Genomic DNA, 18315 nt, shown 5'->3' on the forward strand with positions numbered 1-18315 from the left:
GTGCGGGTCACCAAGCCGGGCCGGGCGGCGGCGCTCCGCCGGCCCGTAGTACCTCCACACGCGGGAGGTCCCGGGTGCCGAGCCCCCGGCCGACCAGCGGGGCGACGGTGCGGATGAGCTTGAGCTGTACCGAGCGCAGGACGCGCAGGGTGTGGTCGTCGGGCCAGCCGGTCGTGGTGGACCACTGGTACCCCGAGCCGACCACCTCGCTGACGAAGGCCAGCTCGGTCGCGAGCAGGGCACGCGCCCAGTCCATGGCCGCCAGTTCCCCGTGCTGTGCCAGGTCGCCGCAGATCGTCATGGAACGGCGGCTCAGGTCCTGGGCGCCGTCGAAGCCCATGGCCACGGCGAACTCCTCCGTACAGCGGGCTGGACCGCACCACTCCATCAGCCCCTGTTGGAGGAGGCGGGACTCCTCATCGGTCAGGCCCAGTTGTTCAGCCGTCGGCACGCGCCGTCACCCTCCGTTTGCGGCCCGGCCCGGCGCCGTGGGGGGTGCGCCGGGACGGGCGTCGATCACTTTCAGCGCAGACGCTAGAGGTACGGCGGCAGCCCGTCTTGGGCCCAGGGGCCCAAGACGGGCCTTCGTTCGGATCAGGCGCGGTCAGCTGTCCCAGGGCGGCTTCGCCGGTCGGCGGTGCCACCACCAGCCACGTCCGGCGACCGCCGAACCCGACCGGGTGAGGCCCCCGAGCAGCGCACCCGCGTCGTCCTCGGTGCCGCGCCGGAACAGCTCGTCGAGCTCCGCCACGGCCCTGACGAGGGGCTCGCGTTCCGCTCCGGCGATCTCGGCCAGCGCGCTCAGGCGTTCCCGGGTGCGCAGATCCTCGACATACAGCTCGAAGGGATAGCGTCCGTCCGGCGGCCACCCGGTGTCGAGCCGGCGCACCAGCCGCTCCCAGAGCAACAGCGCCTCGCGGGCGCGGTTCACCGTGCCGGCGGGCGGGGCGTCGCCGTGCGGATCGGTCGCGGTGGCGAAGGCGTCGGCCACCGGGGTGTCCACCCGGTCCTGGTGCAGGATCTCGCCGATCACCCCGACCCGGGCGGCGGGGAGCTGCTCCATGGCGGCCTCGACCTGATCCACCACGAGGACCGGGGGGCCGTCATCCGCTCCCCCGTACGCATCCCCTGACGCGGCGCCGTCCGCGCCCCCGGCAGCGCCGCCTTCCGCTCCGCCTTCCAGCACCCGCGCCCGTGCGACCGTGCCGTCGGGGCCCGCCGCCCAGTACGCCGATGGCGGCTGTTCCCGCGCGGAGTACAGGACCGTCGTACCGAGCCGCACCGCGAGCCTCAGCGCCGCATCGGCCTCGGTCGGCGGCGTGCGTACCGCGTCCGACACGGAGATGTCCCAGGAGGCGGCCAGGTCTCCCGCCACGGAACGGTGCGTGCAGAGCACCGGAGCATCCCAGTCGCGCTCGTCCGTCTGCCCGGTGTCCTCGTCGGCGACGTCCACGTACCGGTTCTCCACCCCCAGCAGTCCTGCCAGGGCTGCGGCCATGGCGGGCGGCGCGGGCCGGCGCACGGTCAGAAAGTCGTAGAACGCCGTCACGAATATGTCCCGTCGTAAACCTTCTTGGCCTTCTCGACCACCTCTGGATGGTCGGCAAAGCGGGGGTTCCTTGTCAAAGCGGGCGAATCGGTCTTGCCGCCCGCCTTGGCGATCTCCTTGAGCGCCGCGTACTCGTTCCTGTCGAGTTCCACGAGGCCCTTGCCCGAGATCGGGAAGGTACGGCCGTTCGCCTCGACCCCGTACTTGCGCCCGTCGATCTCATAGGCGCTGCCGTTGTCGACGAGCTTGGCCTTGCCTTCCGCGATGCCCTTGATGTCGCTCTGGATGTCGGCCTCGTTGCCCTTGAGGATGACGGTGTTCTTCTCCTTCACCATGCCGTTCTTCGCGCCGGTGACGGTGTGCCGCGGATGCGGGGGCTTGAGCTTCTTGCCCGCGGCGGGGCCGCTGACGCTCGGATCGGTCTCGAACTCGCAGTCGTTGTTGTGCACCAGCGCGCCGGCCGCACCCACACCCACGTAGTAGGTGTGGATGCCCTCGACGGTCAGGTCGTGCGTGGTCCGCCGCTCCGTGTAGCGGGACACCCCCGTCACCACGAGCGAGGTACCGCCGGGCAGTCGGAGCCGTTCTCCGACCGCGATGTCGCCGGCGTCCACCCAGTCCGGCGCGATTTTCCCGCCCCTTCCGCCCCCCGTGAGCCAGAAGGGGTGGGTGTCGGTGGCCGTGATCCGGCCCGCCGAAGTGGTCAGCCGGGTGAACTGCTTGTCGTCGTACGTCGTGAAGGTCTCCGTCACGCGCCGCACCTGGGTGACACCGCGCACCGGGTCGGTGGCGAGCACTCCGTCCCCGGTCCGCAGGGACTCGATGGGACGCCGCTCGCCATCGGCGAGCAGCACCGGCGTGCCGGACGGGAAGCTGTGGCCGACGAGACAGGAGGCGGGCTTGCTGTCGGGCTCGTCGCCCTTCCCGTCGCTCTTCCCGTCGCTCTTCCCGTCGCTCTTCCCGTCCTTCTTGGCAGGCTTCTTCTTCTCGGCGTCGAGCTTCTTGCGCGCGCCGGCGAGCTCCTTCTCCGCTTCCTTGACCTTCTTGCGGTTCTTGATCAGGCCCTTCAGCCCGTCGTACAGGTCACCGCCGTGCTTCTTGAGCGCCTTGATGAGCTTGACGGCCTTCTTCCACTTCCACGGCGCCCCGTACTTCGCCGCGAGCTTCCCGACCGCGCCCCCGATCAGGCTCAGCAGCACATTGATCAGCGTCTCCGTGCAGGCGCCCATGTCGCCCTTGGTGATGCAGTCCAGGGCGTCGGTGATCCCCAGCTCGTCGGCCAGGATCTCGGCGAGTTCCCTCGCCGCCTCCAGCGCCTTGTCCGAGCTGGTCTCCTCCGCCTTCTGCGCGTCCTGGAGCTCCTTCAGCGCGGCGTCGTAGTCGATCTGCGACGAGGACTTGGGGGTCCCGTCGTCGGACAGCGGCAGGCCGTCCCCCGGGGCCCCCTGTGCCCCGGGGTTCCGGCCGCCGCAGTCGTCGCCGCCGGTGACCCGGCAGACCTGCGCACTGATCTTCTCGGACAGTTCCGCGCCGATCCCCGTGGCGACCAGCGCACCGACGATCGCCGCGACGACCATGACCAGACCGATGTACTCGATCGCGCCCTGACCGCGCTGTCCCCCACGCGAGCGTCGCAGCCCCAGCAGACGCACCCCGGTCCGCGGCATCCCATACCGCGGCCGGCGGCGCACCCGACGACGCGCAACCCCCCGACCAGTCATACCGGCGACGCTAACTACCGGACATTGACGCGGTCTTGGGCCCGCAGGCCCAAACCCTCGCCCTTCGTACCCAAAAAGGCCCTGCGGGTACCCAGGTGCCAGAGGAGGGCCGCGGCGGTGACGCCCGCGGCAGGCAGGCCCAGTTCGGCCGGGGAGAGCCCGGGCCACTCCTGGGCCAGCCCGCCGAGTCCGCCGCCGAGTGCGACACCGAGGGAAAGCGCCGAGGAGTTCAGGCCGAGCAGGACCGGCGCCGCGGCGGGGCTCAGCGCGATGAGCCGGAGCTGCTGCGGTACGGCGACGACGCCGACGGCCACGCCCCAGACCAGGGCCCAGACCAGGGCAGGCCAGAGGGCGCGGGTCGCCGACGGGGTCAGCGCCAGGGCCACGACGGCGAGGGCGAGGGCGCCGGTGAGGACGCGGCCCGGGTCATGGCGGTCGACGAGTCGTCCCGCGGCGAAGGTCCCGGCCAGGACGCCGGCACCCCAGGCCAGCAGGACCAGCGTGAGCAGCGGTTTCCGGCCATCGGTCGCGTGGTCGAGGGCCGGGCTGATGTAGGTGTAGAGGGTGTAGGCACCGAGGAAGGCGAGGGTGGTCACCGCCAGCAGCGCCAGGGTTCGTCCCTGCTTGAGCGGACGCAGCCGCTCGGGCAACGAGGCGGCGGGCAGCCGTACTTCGGGGAGGCCGACGGCGATACCGGCCGCCGCCACCAGACCGATCCCCGCGACGGCCCAGAGGGTGATGTGCCAGTCGGTACGGCCGATCAGCGTGCCGAGCGGCATCCCGAGCGCGGTGGCCAGGGACAGGCCGCCCAGGACGAAGGCGAGGGCCCTGCCCCGGCGTTCGGGCACCGCGACGGCTGCCGCGGTGCTGGAGGCGGCCGAGGTGATGACCCCCGATCCGACAGCGGTGACGACGCGGGCGGCCATCACCGCCGTATAGCTGGTCCCTAACGCCGTCGCGGCGTTGCCGGCCACGAACACACCCAGCGCGATCAGCAGCGCCGACCGCCGGTCCAGGGCGCTGGTGAGCGCCCCCATGACCGGCGCGGACAGAGCCATCGTGAGGGCGAAGACCGTCACCAGCTGACCGGCCGCCGAGGTGGAGACATCCAGGTCGGCGGCGATGGAGGGGAGCAGGCCCGCGATGACGTAGCCATCGGTGCCGACGGCGAACGTCGCCACGGCCAGGGGGAGTAGTCGCTTCAGCATGGGTGGTGCCGCCCTTCAGGAGCACTGCCTGCGGAGAGTGAGTGAGCGGCACTGTAGAGAACTAATGGACGCTTGTCCATGCATCAATGAATGAGTCGGCCCAGTGGGTAGGCTGGGGTTCCGAGACGGACGGAGCGATGAGATGCGCGAGGTGTCCCAGCCGGCGGCCGAGGCGATCCGGATGGTGGACGTACTGCGGGCGCTGGCCGACCCGGTGAGGCTGGAAATCGTCCAACGGCTCGCCGTGACAGGCGAGGAGACCTGCGTCGCCCTCGGCCGCGACCTGAACGTCCACCAGACGACGCTGTCCCACCACTACCGGGTGCTGCGCGAGGCGGGCATCACCTGGACCACCGTCCAGGGCAGGTCCCGGCTGGTGCGACTGCGCCGCGACGACCTGGACGCGCTCTTCCCGCAGCTGCTCGACTCCGTACTGAACGGAGCCCGCCGCATGCCCGCACACGGCTGACAGCCGCCCGTTTTGGGCCCGTCTTTGGGACCAAGGGCCCAGGCAGGACGCGTGACTCGCCCGTACATTCACCCTCTGGAGCCAACACAGCAGACGTCGGCGGGAGGGTGAGACCGTGCACGGTGACGGGGGCTGGGAAGACGGGGGCACGAGCCGTACACCACCGGGCAGCGTCAGACCGGGCGGCGGCGGGGGCGGCTGGTTCTTCCCCCTGAGCCGGAGCTGGGCGGTCGGCGCCCTCGTCTACGTCCTCACCGCGCTCCTGATGGCCCGGACGCTCGTCGAGACCCTCGCCACCGACGAACGGCTCGAAACGTTCGGCTGGCGGCTGGCCCTGCTGCACCTGCCCAACGTCGCCGTGACCGTCCTGACGGTCCTGGCGGCCGCCCGCACCCTTCCCGCCCGCCAGCGCGCCTCCCGCTTCCTGTATCTCCTCGGCGCGCTCGCCGTCCCCGTCGCCGGACTGGCGTACGGCTACGCCGTGGCGCGGGACGTGGTGGACAGCGAGGGCCTCCTGATGCCCGCGGTCACCGTGGTCACGGGCGCCGCAGTGGGACTGGCCCTGGACCGCCTGGCGGAGGACGGCGACGACGCAGCCGCCGGGTACCCCGCGACGTACGCCCAGTCCGAGTCCCACTCCCGCTCCCGTTCCCAGTCCCACTCCCGCTCCCGCTCCTACGACTGGCGCGACGGTGGCGCGACGGCGACCGAGTACCTGGGCGTCATGGTCCTGGTGGCCGCGCTGGTCGGCGCGCTCTCCCTGGCCGGGCTCGGCGGCCGGATCGGAGACGGGATCCGCTGTGCCATCGCGTCGCTCACCGGCGAGAGCGGCGGCTGCACGAAGGGCGGGGACGACACGGCGGAGCCGAAGACCGACGCCGACTACGAGCCCAAGCTCTGCCAGCTCTCCAGCGTCTCGGACACGGCGGGCGGCAAGGTCAAGATCGGCTGGTTCGAGTGGGGCGAGGAGTACGGCTTCCAGCAGAAGGTCACCCAGGCCGACACCGATGTGAACGAGGACGGGAAGATCGACGAGAACGACAAGCTCGTCCACATGACGTTCACCGACGCGGCCTCCGCAGGCGCCAACGCCAGCACACCGGGCGTCAAGCTCGGCAGTCTGGGCAAGGCAGACGTCGACATCGGCGGCGGCATCAAGATCACCAATGGTGACACCTGGGTGTTCAAGAGCGAGGCGGAAGCCCAGAGGATGCGGGACGACATCGAGGAGATGAAGATGTGGGAAACCTCGATGAAGCACAGCGGCGGCTACGGCGGCGGCTGGTACTCCGGCATGAAGTGGGCCGAGAAGAAAGAGGACATCGAGAAGAAGATCGGCGACAAGAAGATCTCCTACTCGACCCTGGGCATCAACGTGTACGCGGACGGCGGCCTCTCCATCAAGGCGGGCGACGAAACCGCGCTCGGAGCCAAGCTGGGCGGCAAGGCGAAGCTCTCGCCTGAGGTGACGATCACCAAGGACGACATCAGCGGCAACGAGTCGTACACCTACACCGCCAAGCTCGACCTCGAGGGCAAGGTGAGCGGCAACGCGGGCCCGCTGGGCGGCACGGCCGGCGCCAAGGACAGCCGTACGGGGGCCGTCACCGTCACCCGTGACCAGAAGACCGGCAAGCTCGTCCGCATCGACATGACGCAGACCGTGGAGCAGACCTCCACCTCCGACAAGGCCGAGATCGGCGCCGACAACGGCCAGAAGGGCTCGGACAAGCGTGGCGGCAAGGGCAGCGTCACCGACACCTCAGGGGAGACGGGCATCGAGGTACGGACGAACTCGGTCGTCTTCGGCGAGGACACCGACGAGGCCACCGAGGCGAAGCGCTCCCGCGCCGAGGAGTGGCTCGACGGCTCCGGCAACAACACCGCCCCCTTCGAGTACATGTTCGGCGACCATTCCCCGCAGGAGAAGCCCAGCGGGAGCGACCCCTTCGAGCAGCTGATGTACGAGGACGGCCTGTCCAGCACGATGCGGTACCACGGCGATTCGGACGCCCAGGAGTTCGGCTTCGAGGTCTCGCTGGGCATGAGCCTCGGCTTCTCGATCTCCGGCGAGCACAAGGAACAGACACTGACGGACGCGCAGTTCCTCGGAGCCCCGCAGGACGACAAGCGCGCGTACCTCCCGTACAGCTACTGCGCACAGTGACGGACGACCGGAAGAACGGAAGGGCGGAACAGGCGATGACATCGACGAGATCAACGAGATCGACGAGATCCAGGGCGTCAGGCGCGGCCGCCGCCGCGGTCACCGCCGCCCTCGCCCTGATGCTGCTCGGCGGCTGCGGCGGCACGGACGCCGCGGCGGTCCCGGACGGCTGGGGCACGCTCGACACGCGGAGCGTGTCCGTCGGCTACCCGGAGGACGAGGGCTACGCACCGCAGCCCGCCTCGGCGCGCGGTAAGGGCAACGCCGCGGTCGCGCTCAAGGTGGAGAAGGGGACGCGCACCGGCATGGTGTCGGTGCAGCTGGACTTCGCCACGGGTGTCAGCGACGCCGGTGAGGCGGCCGCCGCCGCGGGAGCCGGGATCGGCCTCGGAGCGACCCGCGGAGACACCCGGGACGTGCGCCTCGCCGGCGAGGAGAGCGCCCGTGAAGCACGCAGGATCGATTACGAGTTCACCTCGACGGGCGAGGATTCGACCCCGGCGAAGGGCACCCGGATGACGGGGGTCGTGGTCGCCGGTGTCGACTCCAAGGACGTGCCCTTCGCGATCCGCATCAACGCGCTGAAGGACGCGCTGAGCTCGGCGGACCTGGACGCCTTCGTCAGTTCGATCACCATCAAATAGCCGCGGCTGAAATGAACTCCACTGAGCCTCCGCCAACTTGAAGTCGCAGGTCAAAGGGCTGGTATGACCGGCTCTCGGGGTGCTCGTGCTGGTCGTGGGCGACTGTCTGCGGAGTAGATCATCTGACGGAGCCGGACGTTTCGCTGGTTTCTGCTCGCTGGGGTCAGGCGGCCATTTACGATCCGTGCATGGATCCCGAGCTGCTGGAACGGATCACCGCGCGACGCGCGGAACTGGACCAACTCGAAGAACGGCTGGCCAAGCAGCTGACGGAGGTACGGGCCGAGCGCGACGAACTCGCTGTCGCCGAACGAGTCCTTGAGCGGGTGAGCGAACAGATCGCTGATGTGCGCGTCTCGGCCTCGCCGGTGCCCGCGCAGGTGGGCAACCGGGCGGTCATGCTGATCCCACACCGCACCTCCGATGTGGAGGAGAGCCTGCTCCCGCCGGACTACCAGCGCATTCTCGCCACCGTGCGGCAGGCCGCGGGACCGGTCATGGCTCGGCAGGTCGGCGAGTTGCTGGGAGTGGACGTCAGCGTCCGGGCCAAGCTGGAACCGCTGCGCGGGAAGCTGGTCAGACTCGTCGACCGCGGCTGGCTGCGGAAGCTACCCGACGGCCGGTTCGCCACCCGTCTGTGACCGGGTGCAGGTGATCACGTACTTCGCTCCATCCGACAGATCGTTGTCAGCGGATGGGGAGCTGCTCGGCTCTCCTGCTGAAACTCGCGATAGAAGTTGCCCATCACCGCGGCGACCGGTGCGTATCGGACAAGGAGGGACGCGATTGACGCGGGAACCCCCTGCGGTTGCATCCCTTGGGCGCACGTATTCACAAACGCCTTGCGTTCTTCCGACGTGTACCCGTAGAGAGCGACGGCCAGCCAGTTCACCAGGTGGGTGACGGCGTAGCACTGGTCGTAGGTGCGGTGCTGGTCGAAGAAGTCGGCCTCGTCCCGTGTGAGGTCGAAGCGTGAGGAGATCGCGAGGCCGTAGTCGGTGAAGAAGAGCCGGTGGCCGTCGGTGAGGATGTTCTCGAAGTGGGCGTCGAAGTGCAGAAGCCCGCGGTCGTTCATGAACGCGATTCCGGCTTTCAGCTCGTCGTCGACCATGCGGCAGGCACGCTCGGCCGCCTCGTCGCCGGCCCCGGTCTGGACGCCCAGCCAGTCGTGCAGGTTCTGCGGGATGTACTCCAGGAACAGCACGAGGCTTGCCGTGGACTGCTGGAGAGCTTCGATCCGTTGGCGTACCGCTGGTCCGCCTCCCCAGTAGGCGACAGCTCGATTTACATCGGCCAGTTCCTCGGGAAGCGGCTGACCGGAATCCGGGATCACCCGCCAGTGGTACATCAGGGGAAAGCCCTCGTGGTCTCCGGCGATCACCCAGTTCGTCGTCATGGTGTGCGCGGCCAGCTCCCGCCAGGCCCCGAATCCCGGGGCGCCGATGGTACCGATGCCGTAGTGGCAGAAGCTCGGGAGTCCGAACAAATTCGCGGTGGAGTGAACATGCTCCGGCCGTCGCTCCAGATCGGTCAGCCGTACCTGCTTGACGAAGACCTGGCTTCCCTCGACCTCCAGCAGAACCGTCTTCCCGCCGATGCCTGACCCCAGCGGTGCTCCGGCGTCGACGAACTTGCGCAGACTGTGGTCACTGCGCAGCGCCAGCGATGTGGAAACGGCGCCGTGGGCGGCCAGACGAGCATCGCGGGACGTATCAGGGCCCTTCACTCACGCCTCCACAATCGTGCCCCGCTCTTGTTCAACGGCTTCGGCAGACACCGGGACGCGGCCAAAGGTCACTCTCCCACGTCGGGGCCGGCGAGATGTGGCGTAACTGGAAGCCCTCCGGATGCCGTTGAGGCTGTGTGGCGAAAACCGAAGAGCCTGCCGACAAATCCTGCGCACTCACTTACCAGTGCCGTCTGCCTCTGTCCACGCGCACCGTCAACCACCTCGCCGACCTGCTACGGCGTCATCTGAAGACGATTCGGTCCCGGTGGCGGATCCTGCCGCCCGGGAAGATCGCGGTTATCGTCCTGGCCGTGCTGCGTCACGACCAGCGCCTGGCCGACATGGCCGGCGGAAACGACGTGTCCGAGTCCACGGTCCGCCGCTGGCGGGACGAGCTGATCGGGCTGCTCGCCGCCCAGGCCCCGCGCCTGGACCGCGCCGTGATGAAGATCGCCAGGCAGGGCGGGGAGGTGGTCCTGATCGACGGCACCCTCATCCGCACCAGACGCCGCACCGGCAAGGCCGACCGGCGGAACTACTCCGGCAAGCACCGAACTCATGGCCCGCACTTCCTCGCCCTGACCGACGAGAACGGGCGCCTGATCTGGATATCCGCCGCGCGGCCTGGCCGCACCCACGACAACACCGCCGCCCGCCACGACCACATCCAGGCCCACCTGCGCGCCGCCGGCCTCGGAGCGCTGGCCGACCTCGGCTTCCGCGGCCTGGACAACGACATCCTCGACCCCGCGATCGTCACCGGCTACGCCGCCAGCCGCACCCACAAACTCACTACAGGCGAGAAGGAAGCCAACCGCGTCCTCGCCGTCGGACGCGCGCCGGTCGAGCACGGCTTCGCCCACCTCAAGAACTGGCGGATCCTCACCAAGCTCCGCACCGACCCCGACCGCGCCACCCAGCTCCTGCGAGCCCTGCTCGTCTTGACGAACCTCGAAGTCAACCGCTGACGGATGATATTCATCGTGGACTTCCGCCCACGACCAGCATGAGTACCCCAGGGACCGGTCATACCAGTCCGTTGACCTGCGACTTCAAGTTGGCGGAGGCTCAGTTCAGTTCACAGATACTGCTGGATCCAGAGCCCGGCCAGGCTTGCGGTGAGCAGTCCCGCCCCGTAGCACAACCCGCGCACGAAGTGGCCTGCCGCCGCCCGCCGCTGGGAGTGGGCCCACTGCCGCAGAGGACGCCGCCGCCCGGCCGGGGCAAGGGGCGGGCGCACCTCCCGCACGTTCCGCGTGTCCCGCACCTCCAAGACCTCCCGCACCTCACACGCCTCCCGCATGTCCCGCACATTCCGCATGTCCCGCATCAGCGGCTCGTGAAGTCGCGCAGGTGATCGGCCAGGCGGCGGTCGGGGCGGCTCAGTATCGGGTTACTGCCGTCCCCCGCCAGCCGGTCCACCTCCATCTCCAGCAGCCCGGTGGGCGGCGTACTGGCGTCCGAGCCGTTCTTCCGTACATACGTGGCGACCGTTTCCAGGCACCCCAGGAGCACGTCATCAATGCTCTCGGCGCTCTCGGTGCCGGAGCGCGCGTCGGTGACCTCGTACCGCCAGTGCGCGGCCTCGCGGCTCTCCCCGAGGGACAGGTGATGAAGGTGCAGGCAGTAAGCGGACACCCGGTGTCCCGCCCCGGCCGAGAGCTGCCACCAGAACTGGGCACTGTGCGGATGCCCCGTCAGACGGAGGAGGCAAGCGAAGACGGCGGCCCCTTCGACGTCGAACGTCGTCTCCGGCAGCGGCACGGCGAGTCTGTCGATATGCCCCGCCGCGCCGGGCGCGTTGATCATCCACCGGCAGACGGTGGTCAGCCGGTGCCCTGCCTGCGCGGCCCTAGCGGTGTCGGTCGCCGGCGCGGACCGGCCCGCGTCGGCTGCCAGCCGGCGCAGTGCGGCACCCACGTCGAATTCCGCGGACTCCGTGACGGTGACGCGTGCCCGTTCCAGGGCGTCGTCGATCGTGGTGCTGGTCGCTGCGGTCACTGTCCTCCCTCATCTCCCTGCTTGACCCGGGTGGTGCGTACGGGCAGTCCCAGTTTTCTGCTCAGGCGCTCCTTCGCCCTGCGGCAGTGGTAGTTCACGGTGCGGTCGTCCAGGCTCATGAAGCGGGCGATCCGGCTGGTCGGATAGCCCAGGAGGTAGCGCAGGACGATCACCGTGTACTGCCGGACGGGCAGTTCGGAGATCGCCTCGTACAGACCGATGCGGCTCTCGGCGAGTTCCAGCTCGCCTCGCAGCGCCCGGAGATGCTGTTCGATCGGCCCGTTGATGATGTACGCCGGATCCCTGCCCTCCCGCGCCAGCCGCCGCGTGACATGACGGTGCAGCACCGCGAGGGTCCGCCGCTCCAGCTCGTCCTCCTGGAGCAGCCCGTCCCATACCGCATGGATCTCCAGGAAGACCTCGTGGACGACGCTTTCGGCGGCGGACCTGCTGCCGCAGTGGAGCTCCGCGTACGCGTGGAAGAACTGCTGATGGCTGAGGACGAACGCCTCGAAGTCCAGCGGCAGCGCTAACGGCTCGTCCACGTCGCGCCCCCTGCCCCTGCCACCCGAGGGCCTCCCGCTCCCCCGGACGTCGGCATAGGCCTCGGCACGGACCTGGTCGCGGACCCCGTCACGGACCCCGTCACGGAGGTGGTCCCGAAGGTGGTCCCGAAGGTGATCCTGAAGTTGATCCCGAAGGTGGTCATCGCGCATGGGGACCTCCGGCACGCGGCGCTCTGGTGGGCAGCACAGCACTCTTCACGGGATTCCTCTTGGTTGCGGGGGCACCAACTGCCGGCGTTTGCGGCCAGGTCGGCTTCTTGGGTCCCACTCAAGCGAATCCGGGCCCATAGGACTCATTCGCGGTCAGAAAAAATTACCGGACGTGCTCATTCGACAACCAAGCGCAAGATCCACACCAGCCGTCAGCCCCATCGCAGCATGCGTGAGCAGGCGTAACCCGCAAACCGCCCACCCGAACGACCACCGCCCCACCCACCAGTTGTGGCACAGCCCACACCCCACAACCACTGCCCGCACTCCCGCAAAACGAAAGTTATCCACAGGCCCAAGCGGCAATCCCACGCCCGGCGCATCCTCTCCCCATGACGAAAGACCTTCAGCACTTCGCCCATCGAGGCATCCTGCTCACCCGGGAAACCATCGCGGCCGGTCTGCCGCCACGGCGCCTGAACCGGTCGCTCAACGCACAGGGCTGGCAGCACCTCCTGCGCGGGGCCTGGGCGGCACCGGGCATGGAGCTGACGCCCTGGCTGAAGGCCCGCGCCGTACAGATACTGCATCCCACACTCACCCTCAGCCACCGCGGAGCAGCCTCGCTCCACCAGATCGAACTCCTCCGCGAGGAAGTGGAGTTCACCGACGCGGACTCCCCCACCACCCGACGCCACGGCTTCATCGTGCACCGCTTCCCCCTCACCCCGTCCGACACCTGCACCCGCCGCGGGTTCCGGGCCACCACCCCACTACGCACCCTGCACGACCTACTCCTCTCCGGCCCGAGGGATGAGGCACTGGTCGCCGTGGACTCAGCCCTGAGCACCCGCACGATGAACGGAACCCGCCGCTCACGCCTGCTCACCCCCGACACCCTGGCCACAACCTTGGCGACACAACCCACACCTGCACCTGCACCCGCACCCGCACCCGCACCCGCACCCGCACCAGACTCCCCACCCGAGCCCCTACCCCCACCCACGCCCACGTCTGCGCCCCACCCACTTGACCGCGGTGGCGGTGCCAGCGGCGCCGGTGGCAGTGGGGGCGGCTGTACCGGTGCCATCGACGACGGCGGTGTCGGCGGCAGCGACGGGCGCGACGGTGCCGACGGCAGCGACGGGCGCGACGGCGGCGGAGTCGGCTGTATCGGTGTCGGCGACGGCGGTGTCGGCGACGGCGGTGGCCGACACCGACACGCGGCACGGGCCGAGAAGTGGCTCGCACTGGCCGACCCACAGAGCGCCTCACCCGCGGAGACGGTGGCCCGCCTCCGGATGCACGACGCCGGTCTGCACCCGGTCAGCCAGGCGGAGCTGCTGACTCCGGCGGGCCGGCGGATCCGGGCCGACTTCCTCTTCCTGCGCGAGGGTGTGGTGGTGGAGATCGAGGGTTACGCCTACCACGGCACCCGCGAGGCGCACCGCCGTGACCTGGACCGCTTCAACGCGCTGAGCGCGTGCCCCGGCGTACGGCTGATCCTCCGTTTCCCCGCCGCGACGGTGTTCCGCGCCCCCGACCGCATGCTCACCGAGATCCGCGCCGCCCTGGCGACCGCAGCGCGGGCGCCAGGGCGCACCCGAAGGGGGATTAGAGACGCACAAACCATCACATTTAGGTCACCCACCCGTCCTCAACCCCCCACTCCACCTCTCACTGCCGCTCCCGCTCCGTACGCCGCCGGCATGCTGTTCACGATCCCGTGAATTCAGGCGCTGACATCGACGTACTGGCGCGATTCGGTCGCGCCCTGGCCGATCCGATCCGCTGCCGCGTGCTGCTCGCCCTGCGTGAGGCCCCGGCCTACCCCGCCGACCTCGCCGACGCCCTGGAGATCTCGCGTACCCGACTGTCGAACCACCTGGCGTGCCTGCGCGACTGCGGTCTGGTCGTGACCGCTCCCGACGGGCGGCGCACCAGGTACGAACTCGCCGACGCACGCCTCGGGCACGCGCTGGATCGCCTGCTCGCGGCCGTGGTCGCCGTCGAGGCGGACAAGAGCTGCCCGGACGCGGACGAGAAGAGGTGCTGCTGAATGACCGCGATGTCGCTCGACCCCGGCCCGGCATGACGTACTGACCCGGCGTGACGTACTGACCCGGCGGATACGCCTGTTCGTCGCCGCGACCATCGCCTACAACGTCGTCGAGGCAGTCGTCGCGATGACCGCCGGCGCCCTCGCCTCCTCCACCGCACTGATCCGCTTCGGCCTCGACTCCGTCATCGAAGTGTCCTCCGCCGCAGCCGTCGCCTGGCAGTTCTCCGCGCGCGACCAGGCCGTCCGCGACAGCCGTGAGCAGCGCACCCTGCGCATCATCGCCGTCTCCTTCTTCGCCCTGGCGTTGTACGTCGCCGTCGACGCGGTACGCGCACTGACCGGCACCGACGAGGCCGTCCACTCGATACCCGGGATCGTCCTTGCCGGTCTGTCGCTGGCGATCATGCCGTTCCTGTCGGCGGCCCAGCGCAGGGCGGGGCGCGAACTCGGCTCCGCCTCCGCGGTCGCCGACTCCAAGCAGACCCTGCTCTGCACGTACCTCTCCGCCGTGCTCCTGGTGGGCCTATTGACCAACCTGCTGCTCGGCTGGTCCTGGGCCGACCCGATCGCTGCTCTGGTCATCGCGGGCATCGCCGTCAAGGAAGGCCGCGACGCCTGGTAGGGCAAGGGCCGCTGCGGCGCACCCGGCCCATCCGTCGCGCCAGCGACGGCGACGACGGCGACGACGGCGACGACGGAGACGGCAGCGACTGCGGCGACTGCGGCGGCAGCGGCAGCAGCGGCAGCGGCAGCGGCAGCGGCAGCTGCGGATCGCAGCACCTGCGGTTGCTGCCACGCCTGAGCGCGGGAGAACGGTGCGGGCTCCGGGCTTGACCTTCGAGTCGGGTGGAAGGTTTAACGTTGCAGGCATGCGGACGACCATGCGGATCTCCCAGCTGGCAGAACGCAGCGGTGTTCCGGCCACCACCCTGCGCTTCTACGAAGGCGCAGGCCTGCTGACGGCCGGCCGGACCCCGGCCGGCTACCGGTCCTACGACGAAGGCGCCGTGGAGCGGCTGGCCTTCATCGGCGCTGCCAAGCACCTCGGTCTGCCACTGGACGAGATCGCCGAGCTGCTCACCGTCCGGGAGAACGGCGCTTGCCACGAGGTGAGGGCCGACCTTCGACCCCGCATCGCCGCGCGCCTGGACGAGGCCGAACATCGCGTCGAGGAACTGACCGCGTTCGCCGCCTCCCTGCATGCCGCACTGGACCACCTCGACGCACTACCCGCCCGTGCAGACCGATGCGACCCGGAGTGCGGCCCCCTCTCGGCACAGCCGCCGGCGGTGGCGGCCCCTGTCGATGTGCGGCTCAGCAACAACCGCAAGGCAGCAGCGGAGCAGGAGGAACGCTGGCGGGCCGCCCCCGTCGCCTGCTCACTGAGCGGCGACGGCACCGGCACCACCGACAGCACCAGCGAGCGGGCCGAGCAGTGGCACCGGGTTCTCGACGGAGGTGACCGAACCCCCATCGCCGACGGTATACGGCTGACCTTGCCCGCCGACCGGGCCGGCGAGGTCGCGGGGCTCGCGGCCTCCGAGCAACAGTGCTGCCCCTTCTTCGACTTCCACCTCCACCTCGCAGGACCCCGCCTCCTCCTGGAGGTCCGGGCGCCAGCCGAAGGCACGGAACAGCTCGCCGACCTGTTCGGCACTGCCGCCTGACTCCCCCTACGCCTCAACGCCCTCTGCCGGAAAGACTGCTGCTGTGCTCGTCGCCCGCTCCTTCGCCCTGTTCGTCGTCGCAGCCCTGTTCGAGATCGGAGGGGCCTGGCTGGTCTGGCAGGGCATCCGCGAGCACAAGGGGTGGATCTGGGTCGGCGCCGGCGTGATCGCCCTGGGCCTCTACGGCGTCGTGGCCACCTTCCAGAGCGACGACAACTTCGGACGCATCCTGGCTGCGTACGGCGGCATCTTCGTCGCGGGGTCGATCGCCTGGGGCGTGGTCGCCGACGGCTACCGGCCCGACCGTTTCGACATCATCGGTGCGTTGATCTGCCTCGCCGGCATGGCCGTGATCATGTACGTCCCCCGCGGCAACTGACACCCGCCGGCAGCCCGTCACCGCTGCCGCGCGAGTCGCTGTCACTCGCCTCAGCCGGCCCGCCGCATGATGGCCGGTGCCGTTCCACCGTCCCTGGACGCCGAGCGTCTGCGCATCCACCTACTGCACTGTCCTCCCTCGGCCCAGGGAGGCTCATCGACGTAGCCCGGCCCTGGTGCTCGATGGGGCAGGGGTTCCGGACGGCGATAACGGGCATACGGGATCTCCGCTCGTCCTCAACCTCCCCATCACCTCGCGTTGTACGGCGGCCGGGCGCCGCCCGGAGGTAGGCGCGCCCGCGGCGCGCACCCGTGCAGCCGCCGACGTCACTGCGGGACGTCACTGCGGGAGGAGGACCCAGGACTTCACCCCCTGCTGGGGCGGCCGGGCCTCGCCGCTGCCCCACTCGCCGCCCCAGTCGTCGACGACGGCCGCCAGCAGCCACAGGGCGGTACTGCGCCGGGCCTCGCAGAGGGCGCGGGTGTCCGGGTCGGCGTGTCGTGGGTGCTGGTCCCAGACGACGATGCGGAGGGCGCTGTCGCGGTGGCGGAGCGAGAGGTAGAGCTCGCGGCCGGGGGTCAGCGCCGCGTTGACGGCGATGAGTTCGGTGACGGCGTGCGTGACCGGCCAGGCGTGGGAGCGGAGCCCGTACGCGGGCAACGCGGCGGTGGCCGCGTGTCGCCCGACCGCCGCGCTGCGGGGGTCACCTGGCAGCGTGAGGCTGAGGATGAGCCCCCGGTGCGGGTGGGGGCTCAGAGGCGGGCGTTGCGCCCTCGCGGGGCAGAGGGCGGCTGGTGCCGGTTGTCGTACTGGGGGCGAGTACGGGCTCGGGTACGGGTGCGGGTGCGGGTACGGGTGCATGGGTGGCTGACTCCCTTGTACGGGTGGCCGGTTGGCGGTCACCGCCGCTGCGGCCGAGCTGTGGCCTGTCTCCCTGACGCGGGCCTGCCCCTCCCAGGGCAGGAGGTACGGGCAGGACCGCGCGATGCACTTCGGCTTGGACGCTGAGTGTGCGGTGCGGTACTCAAAGTAGTTGCGATGTGGCACAGGTGTCTCCATTTTGGAGGCAATTGCCTCCGTACGAGTGGACTCGATCTCCGTCTCAGCGGCAGACTGTGCCTACCGTTGGCGGAGGAAGAGGACCATGCCGAGCAGTTCCACACCTACCGAGCGGCAACGGCGCCTTGGCGCCGAGCTCCGAAAGATGCGCACCGCCGCAGCGGCCACAACCGCCTACGCGGCAGGCTTGTTGGGAGTCGACAGGACGAAGATCTCCAACATGGAGGTCGGTGTCCGGCCGGTGGCGCCTGAGCGCATCCGCACGCTCGCCTGCAACTACGCATGCTCCGATGCCCGTTACGTCGATGCACTCGTGACCATGGCCGAGCACCGCGAGCCGGGCTGGTGGGAGCAGTACCGGGGCACCCTGCCGTCGGGCCTGCTCGACATCGCCGAACTCGAATGGAATGCCGTGCGCATTCGGACGGCCCAAACGGTCCACCTGCCGGGCCTGTTGCACACCGATGGGTACGCACGCGCGGTGTTCAGCGCGGTGCTGCCTGCGCTCTCGCGGCTGGAGGTGGAGCTACGCGTGGTCCACCGCCTGGACAGACAGCAAGTGCTGAACCGTGCGGACCCGGTCGACTACGTGGGCTTCATCCATGAGGCCGCGCTTCGGATGCAGTTCGGCGGCCGGGAAGTCACCCGGGACCAGCTCGGGTATCTGTGCGAAGTGTCGGAGCGCGAGAACGTCGAACTCCGGGTCATTCCTGTGGATCGGGGCGCCTTCCCCGGGGCGGGGCACGCACTTCTATACGCACACGGCGTCGTGCCGCAACTGGACACCGTCCAGTTGGACTCCGCGCACGGTCCGGAATTCATGCACGCTGAAGCGCAGTTGACCAAGTACCGAGCCCACCTGAACTGGATGGAGGGAGCGGCACTGGGCGCCGCCGAGTCACGGGACTTCATCCGCACCGTCGCACGTCAACTCTGAGGAGCCT

At 69.8% G+C, this 18315-nt stretch carries 19 protein-coding genes and 1 pseudogene; 11 read left to right on the top strand and 9 right to left on the bottom strand.

Annotated elements, in window-relative coordinates; translation table 11 throughout:
* Nucleotides 1-7 precede the first annotated feature (7 nt).
* The 4 genes from AB0C75_RS25820 to AB0C75_RS25835 all read right to left on the bottom strand — a co-directional run bounded on the left by AB0C75_RS25820 (nt 8) and on the right by AB0C75_RS25835 (nt 4478).
* Entirely contained in the window at nt 8-451 is a 444-nt protein-coding gene (locus AB0C75_RS25820) for a hypothetical protein (RefSeq protein WP_362894079.1), read from the bottom strand.
* A 153-nt stretch (nt 452-604) separates the two neighbouring features.
* Nucleotides 605-1549: a hypothetical protein gene (locus AB0C75_RS25825; protein ID WP_362894080.1), complete on the bottom strand. Its 945-nt coding sequence runs from the start codon at nt 1547-1549 to the stop codon at nt 605-607.
* Nucleotides 1546-3216 carry a Hint domain-containing protein gene (locus AB0C75_RS25830; RefSeq protein ID WP_362894081.1) on the bottom strand — a complete coding sequence of 557 codons (1671 nt, stop codon included), beginning with the start codon at nt 3214-3216 and terminating at the stop codon, nt 1546-1548. The genes AB0C75_RS25825 and AB0C75_RS25830 overlap by 4 nt, the downstream gene beginning before the upstream one ends.
* 68 nt (nt 3217-3284) lie before the next feature.
* Nucleotides 3285-4478, bottom strand: a complete 1194-nt coding sequence (locus tag AB0C75_RS25835) for an MFS transporter (RefSeq protein ID WP_362894082.1) — start codon at nt 4476-4478, stop codon at nt 3285-3287.
* Between the two features lie 142 nt (nt 4479-4620).
* Between AB0C75_RS25835 and AB0C75_RS25840 the strand changes: the two genes are divergently transcribed.
* The 4 genes from AB0C75_RS25840 (at nt 4621) to AB0C75_RS25855 (ending at nt 8399) form a co-directional block, all read left to right on the top strand.
* Nucleotides 4621-4947 (top strand): metalloregulator ArsR/SmtB family transcription factor, encoded by a 327-nt coding sequence (locus AB0C75_RS25840; RefSeq protein ID WP_362894083.1) that lies wholly within the window; start codon nt 4621-4623, stop codon nt 4945-4947.
* 115 nt (nt 4948-5062) lie between these two features.
* Entirely contained in the window at nt 5063-7114 is a 2052-nt protein-coding gene (locus AB0C75_RS25845) for a hypothetical protein (protein ID WP_362894084.1), read from the top strand.
* A gap of 119 nt (nt 7115-7233) precedes the next feature.
* A complete protein-coding gene (locus AB0C75_RS25850) occupies nt 7234-7758 on the top strand; it encodes a hypothetical protein (protein ID WP_362894148.1) in 525 nt (174 codons plus the stop codon).
* Between the two features lie 188 nt (nt 7759-7946).
* Nucleotides 7947-8399, top strand: coding sequence for a hypothetical protein (locus AB0C75_RS25855; RefSeq protein ID WP_362894085.1), 453 nt, complete (start codon nt 7947-7949; stop codon nt 8397-8399).
* Nucleotides 8400-8413: 14 nt separating this feature from the next.
* Here the strand turns inward: AB0C75_RS25855 and AB0C75_RS25860 are convergent, their stop codons facing one another.
* On the bottom strand, nt 8414-9484 hold the full coding sequence (locus AB0C75_RS25860) for a protein kinase family protein (protein ID WP_362894086.1): 1071 nt from the start codon (nt 9482-9484) through the stop codon (nt 8414-8416).
* A gap of 137 nt (nt 9485-9621) precedes the next feature.
* Here AB0C75_RS25860 and AB0C75_RS25865 point away from each other — a divergent pair, with 137 nt between their 5' ends.
* Nucleotides 9622-10455, top strand: coding sequence for a transposase family protein (locus AB0C75_RS25865; protein ID WP_362894087.1), 834 nt, complete (start codon nt 9622-9624; stop codon nt 10453-10455).
* Nucleotides 10456-10565: 110 nt separating this feature from the next.
* On the opposite strand, the gene AB0C75_RS25870 is transcribed toward AB0C75_RS25865, so the two are convergent.
* Genes AB0C75_RS25870 through AB0C75_RS25880 form a run of 3 tightly spaced genes read right to left on the bottom strand, consistent with a single transcriptional unit; the run spans nt 10566 to nt 12033 of the window.
* Nucleotides 10566-10772, bottom strand: coding sequence for a hypothetical protein (locus AB0C75_RS25870; RefSeq protein WP_362894088.1), 207 nt, complete (start codon nt 10770-10772; stop codon nt 10566-10568).
* A 44-nt stretch (nt 10773-10816) separates the two neighbouring features.
* A complete protein-coding gene (locus tag AB0C75_RS25875) occupies nt 10817-11488 on the bottom strand; it encodes a hypothetical protein (protein ID WP_362894089.1) in 672 nt (223 codons plus the stop codon).
* Nucleotides 11485-12033 (bottom strand): sigma-70 family RNA polymerase sigma factor, encoded by a 549-nt coding sequence (locus AB0C75_RS25880; protein WP_362894090.1) that lies wholly within the window; start codon nt 12031-12033, stop codon nt 11485-11487. The genes AB0C75_RS25875 and AB0C75_RS25880 overlap by 4 nt, the downstream gene beginning before the upstream one ends.
* A 563-nt stretch (nt 12034-12596) precedes the next feature.
* On the opposite strand from AB0C75_RS25880, the gene AB0C75_RS25885 reads away from it, so the two are divergent.
* The 5 genes and pseudogenes from AB0C75_RS25885 to AB0C75_RS25905 all read left to right on the top strand — a co-directional run bounded on the left by AB0C75_RS25885 (nt 12597) and on the right by AB0C75_RS25905 (nt 16312).
* A complete protein-coding gene (locus tag AB0C75_RS25885) occupies nt 12597-13934 on the top strand; it encodes a hypothetical protein (RefSeq protein ID WP_362894091.1) in 1338 nt (445 codons plus the stop codon).
* Nucleotides 13931-14263 carry a metalloregulator ArsR/SmtB family transcription factor gene (locus tag AB0C75_RS25890; protein WP_362894092.1) on the top strand — a complete coding sequence of 111 codons (333 nt, stop codon included), beginning with the start codon at nt 13931-13933 and terminating at the stop codon, nt 14261-14263. The genes AB0C75_RS25885 and AB0C75_RS25890 overlap by 4 nt, the downstream gene beginning before the upstream one ends.
* Nucleotides 14264-14888, top strand: a pseudogene (locus tag AB0C75_RS25895) (cation transporter).
* 247 nt (nt 14889-15135) lie between these two features.
* Nucleotides 15136-15933 (top strand): MerR family transcriptional regulator, encoded by a 798-nt coding sequence (locus AB0C75_RS25900; RefSeq protein WP_362894093.1) that lies wholly within the window; start codon nt 15136-15138, stop codon nt 15931-15933.
* A gap of 43 nt (nt 15934-15976) precedes the next feature.
* Nucleotides 15977-16312 (top strand): YnfA family protein, encoded by a 336-nt coding sequence (locus AB0C75_RS25905; RefSeq protein WP_362894094.1) that lies wholly within the window; start codon nt 15977-15979, stop codon nt 16310-16312.
* Between the two features lie 339 nt (nt 16313-16651).
* Here AB0C75_RS25905 and AB0C75_RS25910 read toward each other — a convergent pair whose 3' ends face one another.
* A complete protein-coding gene (locus AB0C75_RS25910; protein WP_362894095.1) occupies nt 16652-16972 on the bottom strand; it encodes a hypothetical protein in 321 nt (106 codons plus the stop codon).
* A gap of 484 nt (nt 16973-17456) precedes the next feature.
* Between AB0C75_RS25910 and AB0C75_RS25915 the strand changes: the two genes are divergently transcribed.
* On the top strand, nt 17457-18308 hold the full coding sequence (locus AB0C75_RS25915) for a DUF5753 domain-containing protein (RefSeq protein WP_362894096.1): 852 nt from the start codon (nt 17457-17459) through the stop codon (nt 18306-18308).
* Nucleotides 18309-18315 lie beyond the last annotated feature (7 nt).

Origin of the sequence: Streptomyces sp. NPDC048565 (genome assembly GCF_040650935.1) — a bacterium.
Taxonomy (GTDB): domain Bacteria; phylum Actinomycetota; class Actinomycetes; order Streptomycetales; family Streptomycetaceae; genus Streptomyces.

Bases quoted from the DNA above. Each gene is read 5' to 3' on its own strand.
- AB0C75_RS25900 (WP_362894093.1), top strand. From the start codon at position 15,136: ATGCGGACGACCATGCGGATCTCCCAGCTGGCAGAACGCAGCGGTGTT.
- AB0C75_RS25915 (WP_362894096.1), top strand. From the start codon at position 17,457: ATGCCGAGCAGTTCCACACCTACCGAGCGGCAACGGCGCCTTGGCGCC.
- AB0C75_RS25885 (WP_362894091.1), top strand. From the start codon at position 12,597: ATGACGAAAGACCTTCAGCACTTCGCCCATCGAGGCATCCTGCTCACC.
- AB0C75_RS25840 (WP_362894083.1), top strand. From the start codon at position 4,621: ATGCGCGAGGTGTCCCAGCCGGCGGCCGAGGCGATCCGGATGGTGGAC.
- AB0C75_RS25855 (WP_362894085.1), top strand. From the start codon at position 7,947: ATGGATCCCGAGCTGCTGGAACGGATCACCGCGCGACGCGCGGAACTG.
- AB0C75_RS25850 (WP_362894148.1), top strand. From the start codon at position 7,234: ATGCTGCTCGGCGGCTGCGGCGGCACGGACGCCGCGGCGGTCCCGGAC.
- AB0C75_RS25835 (WP_362894082.1), bottom strand. From the start codon at position 4,478: ATGCTGAAGCGACTACTCCCCCTGGCCGTGGCGACGTTCGCCGTCGGC.
- AB0C75_RS25830 (WP_362894081.1), bottom strand. From the start codon at position 3,216: ATGCCGCGGACCGGGGTGCGTCTGCTGGGGCTGCGACGCTCGCGTGGG.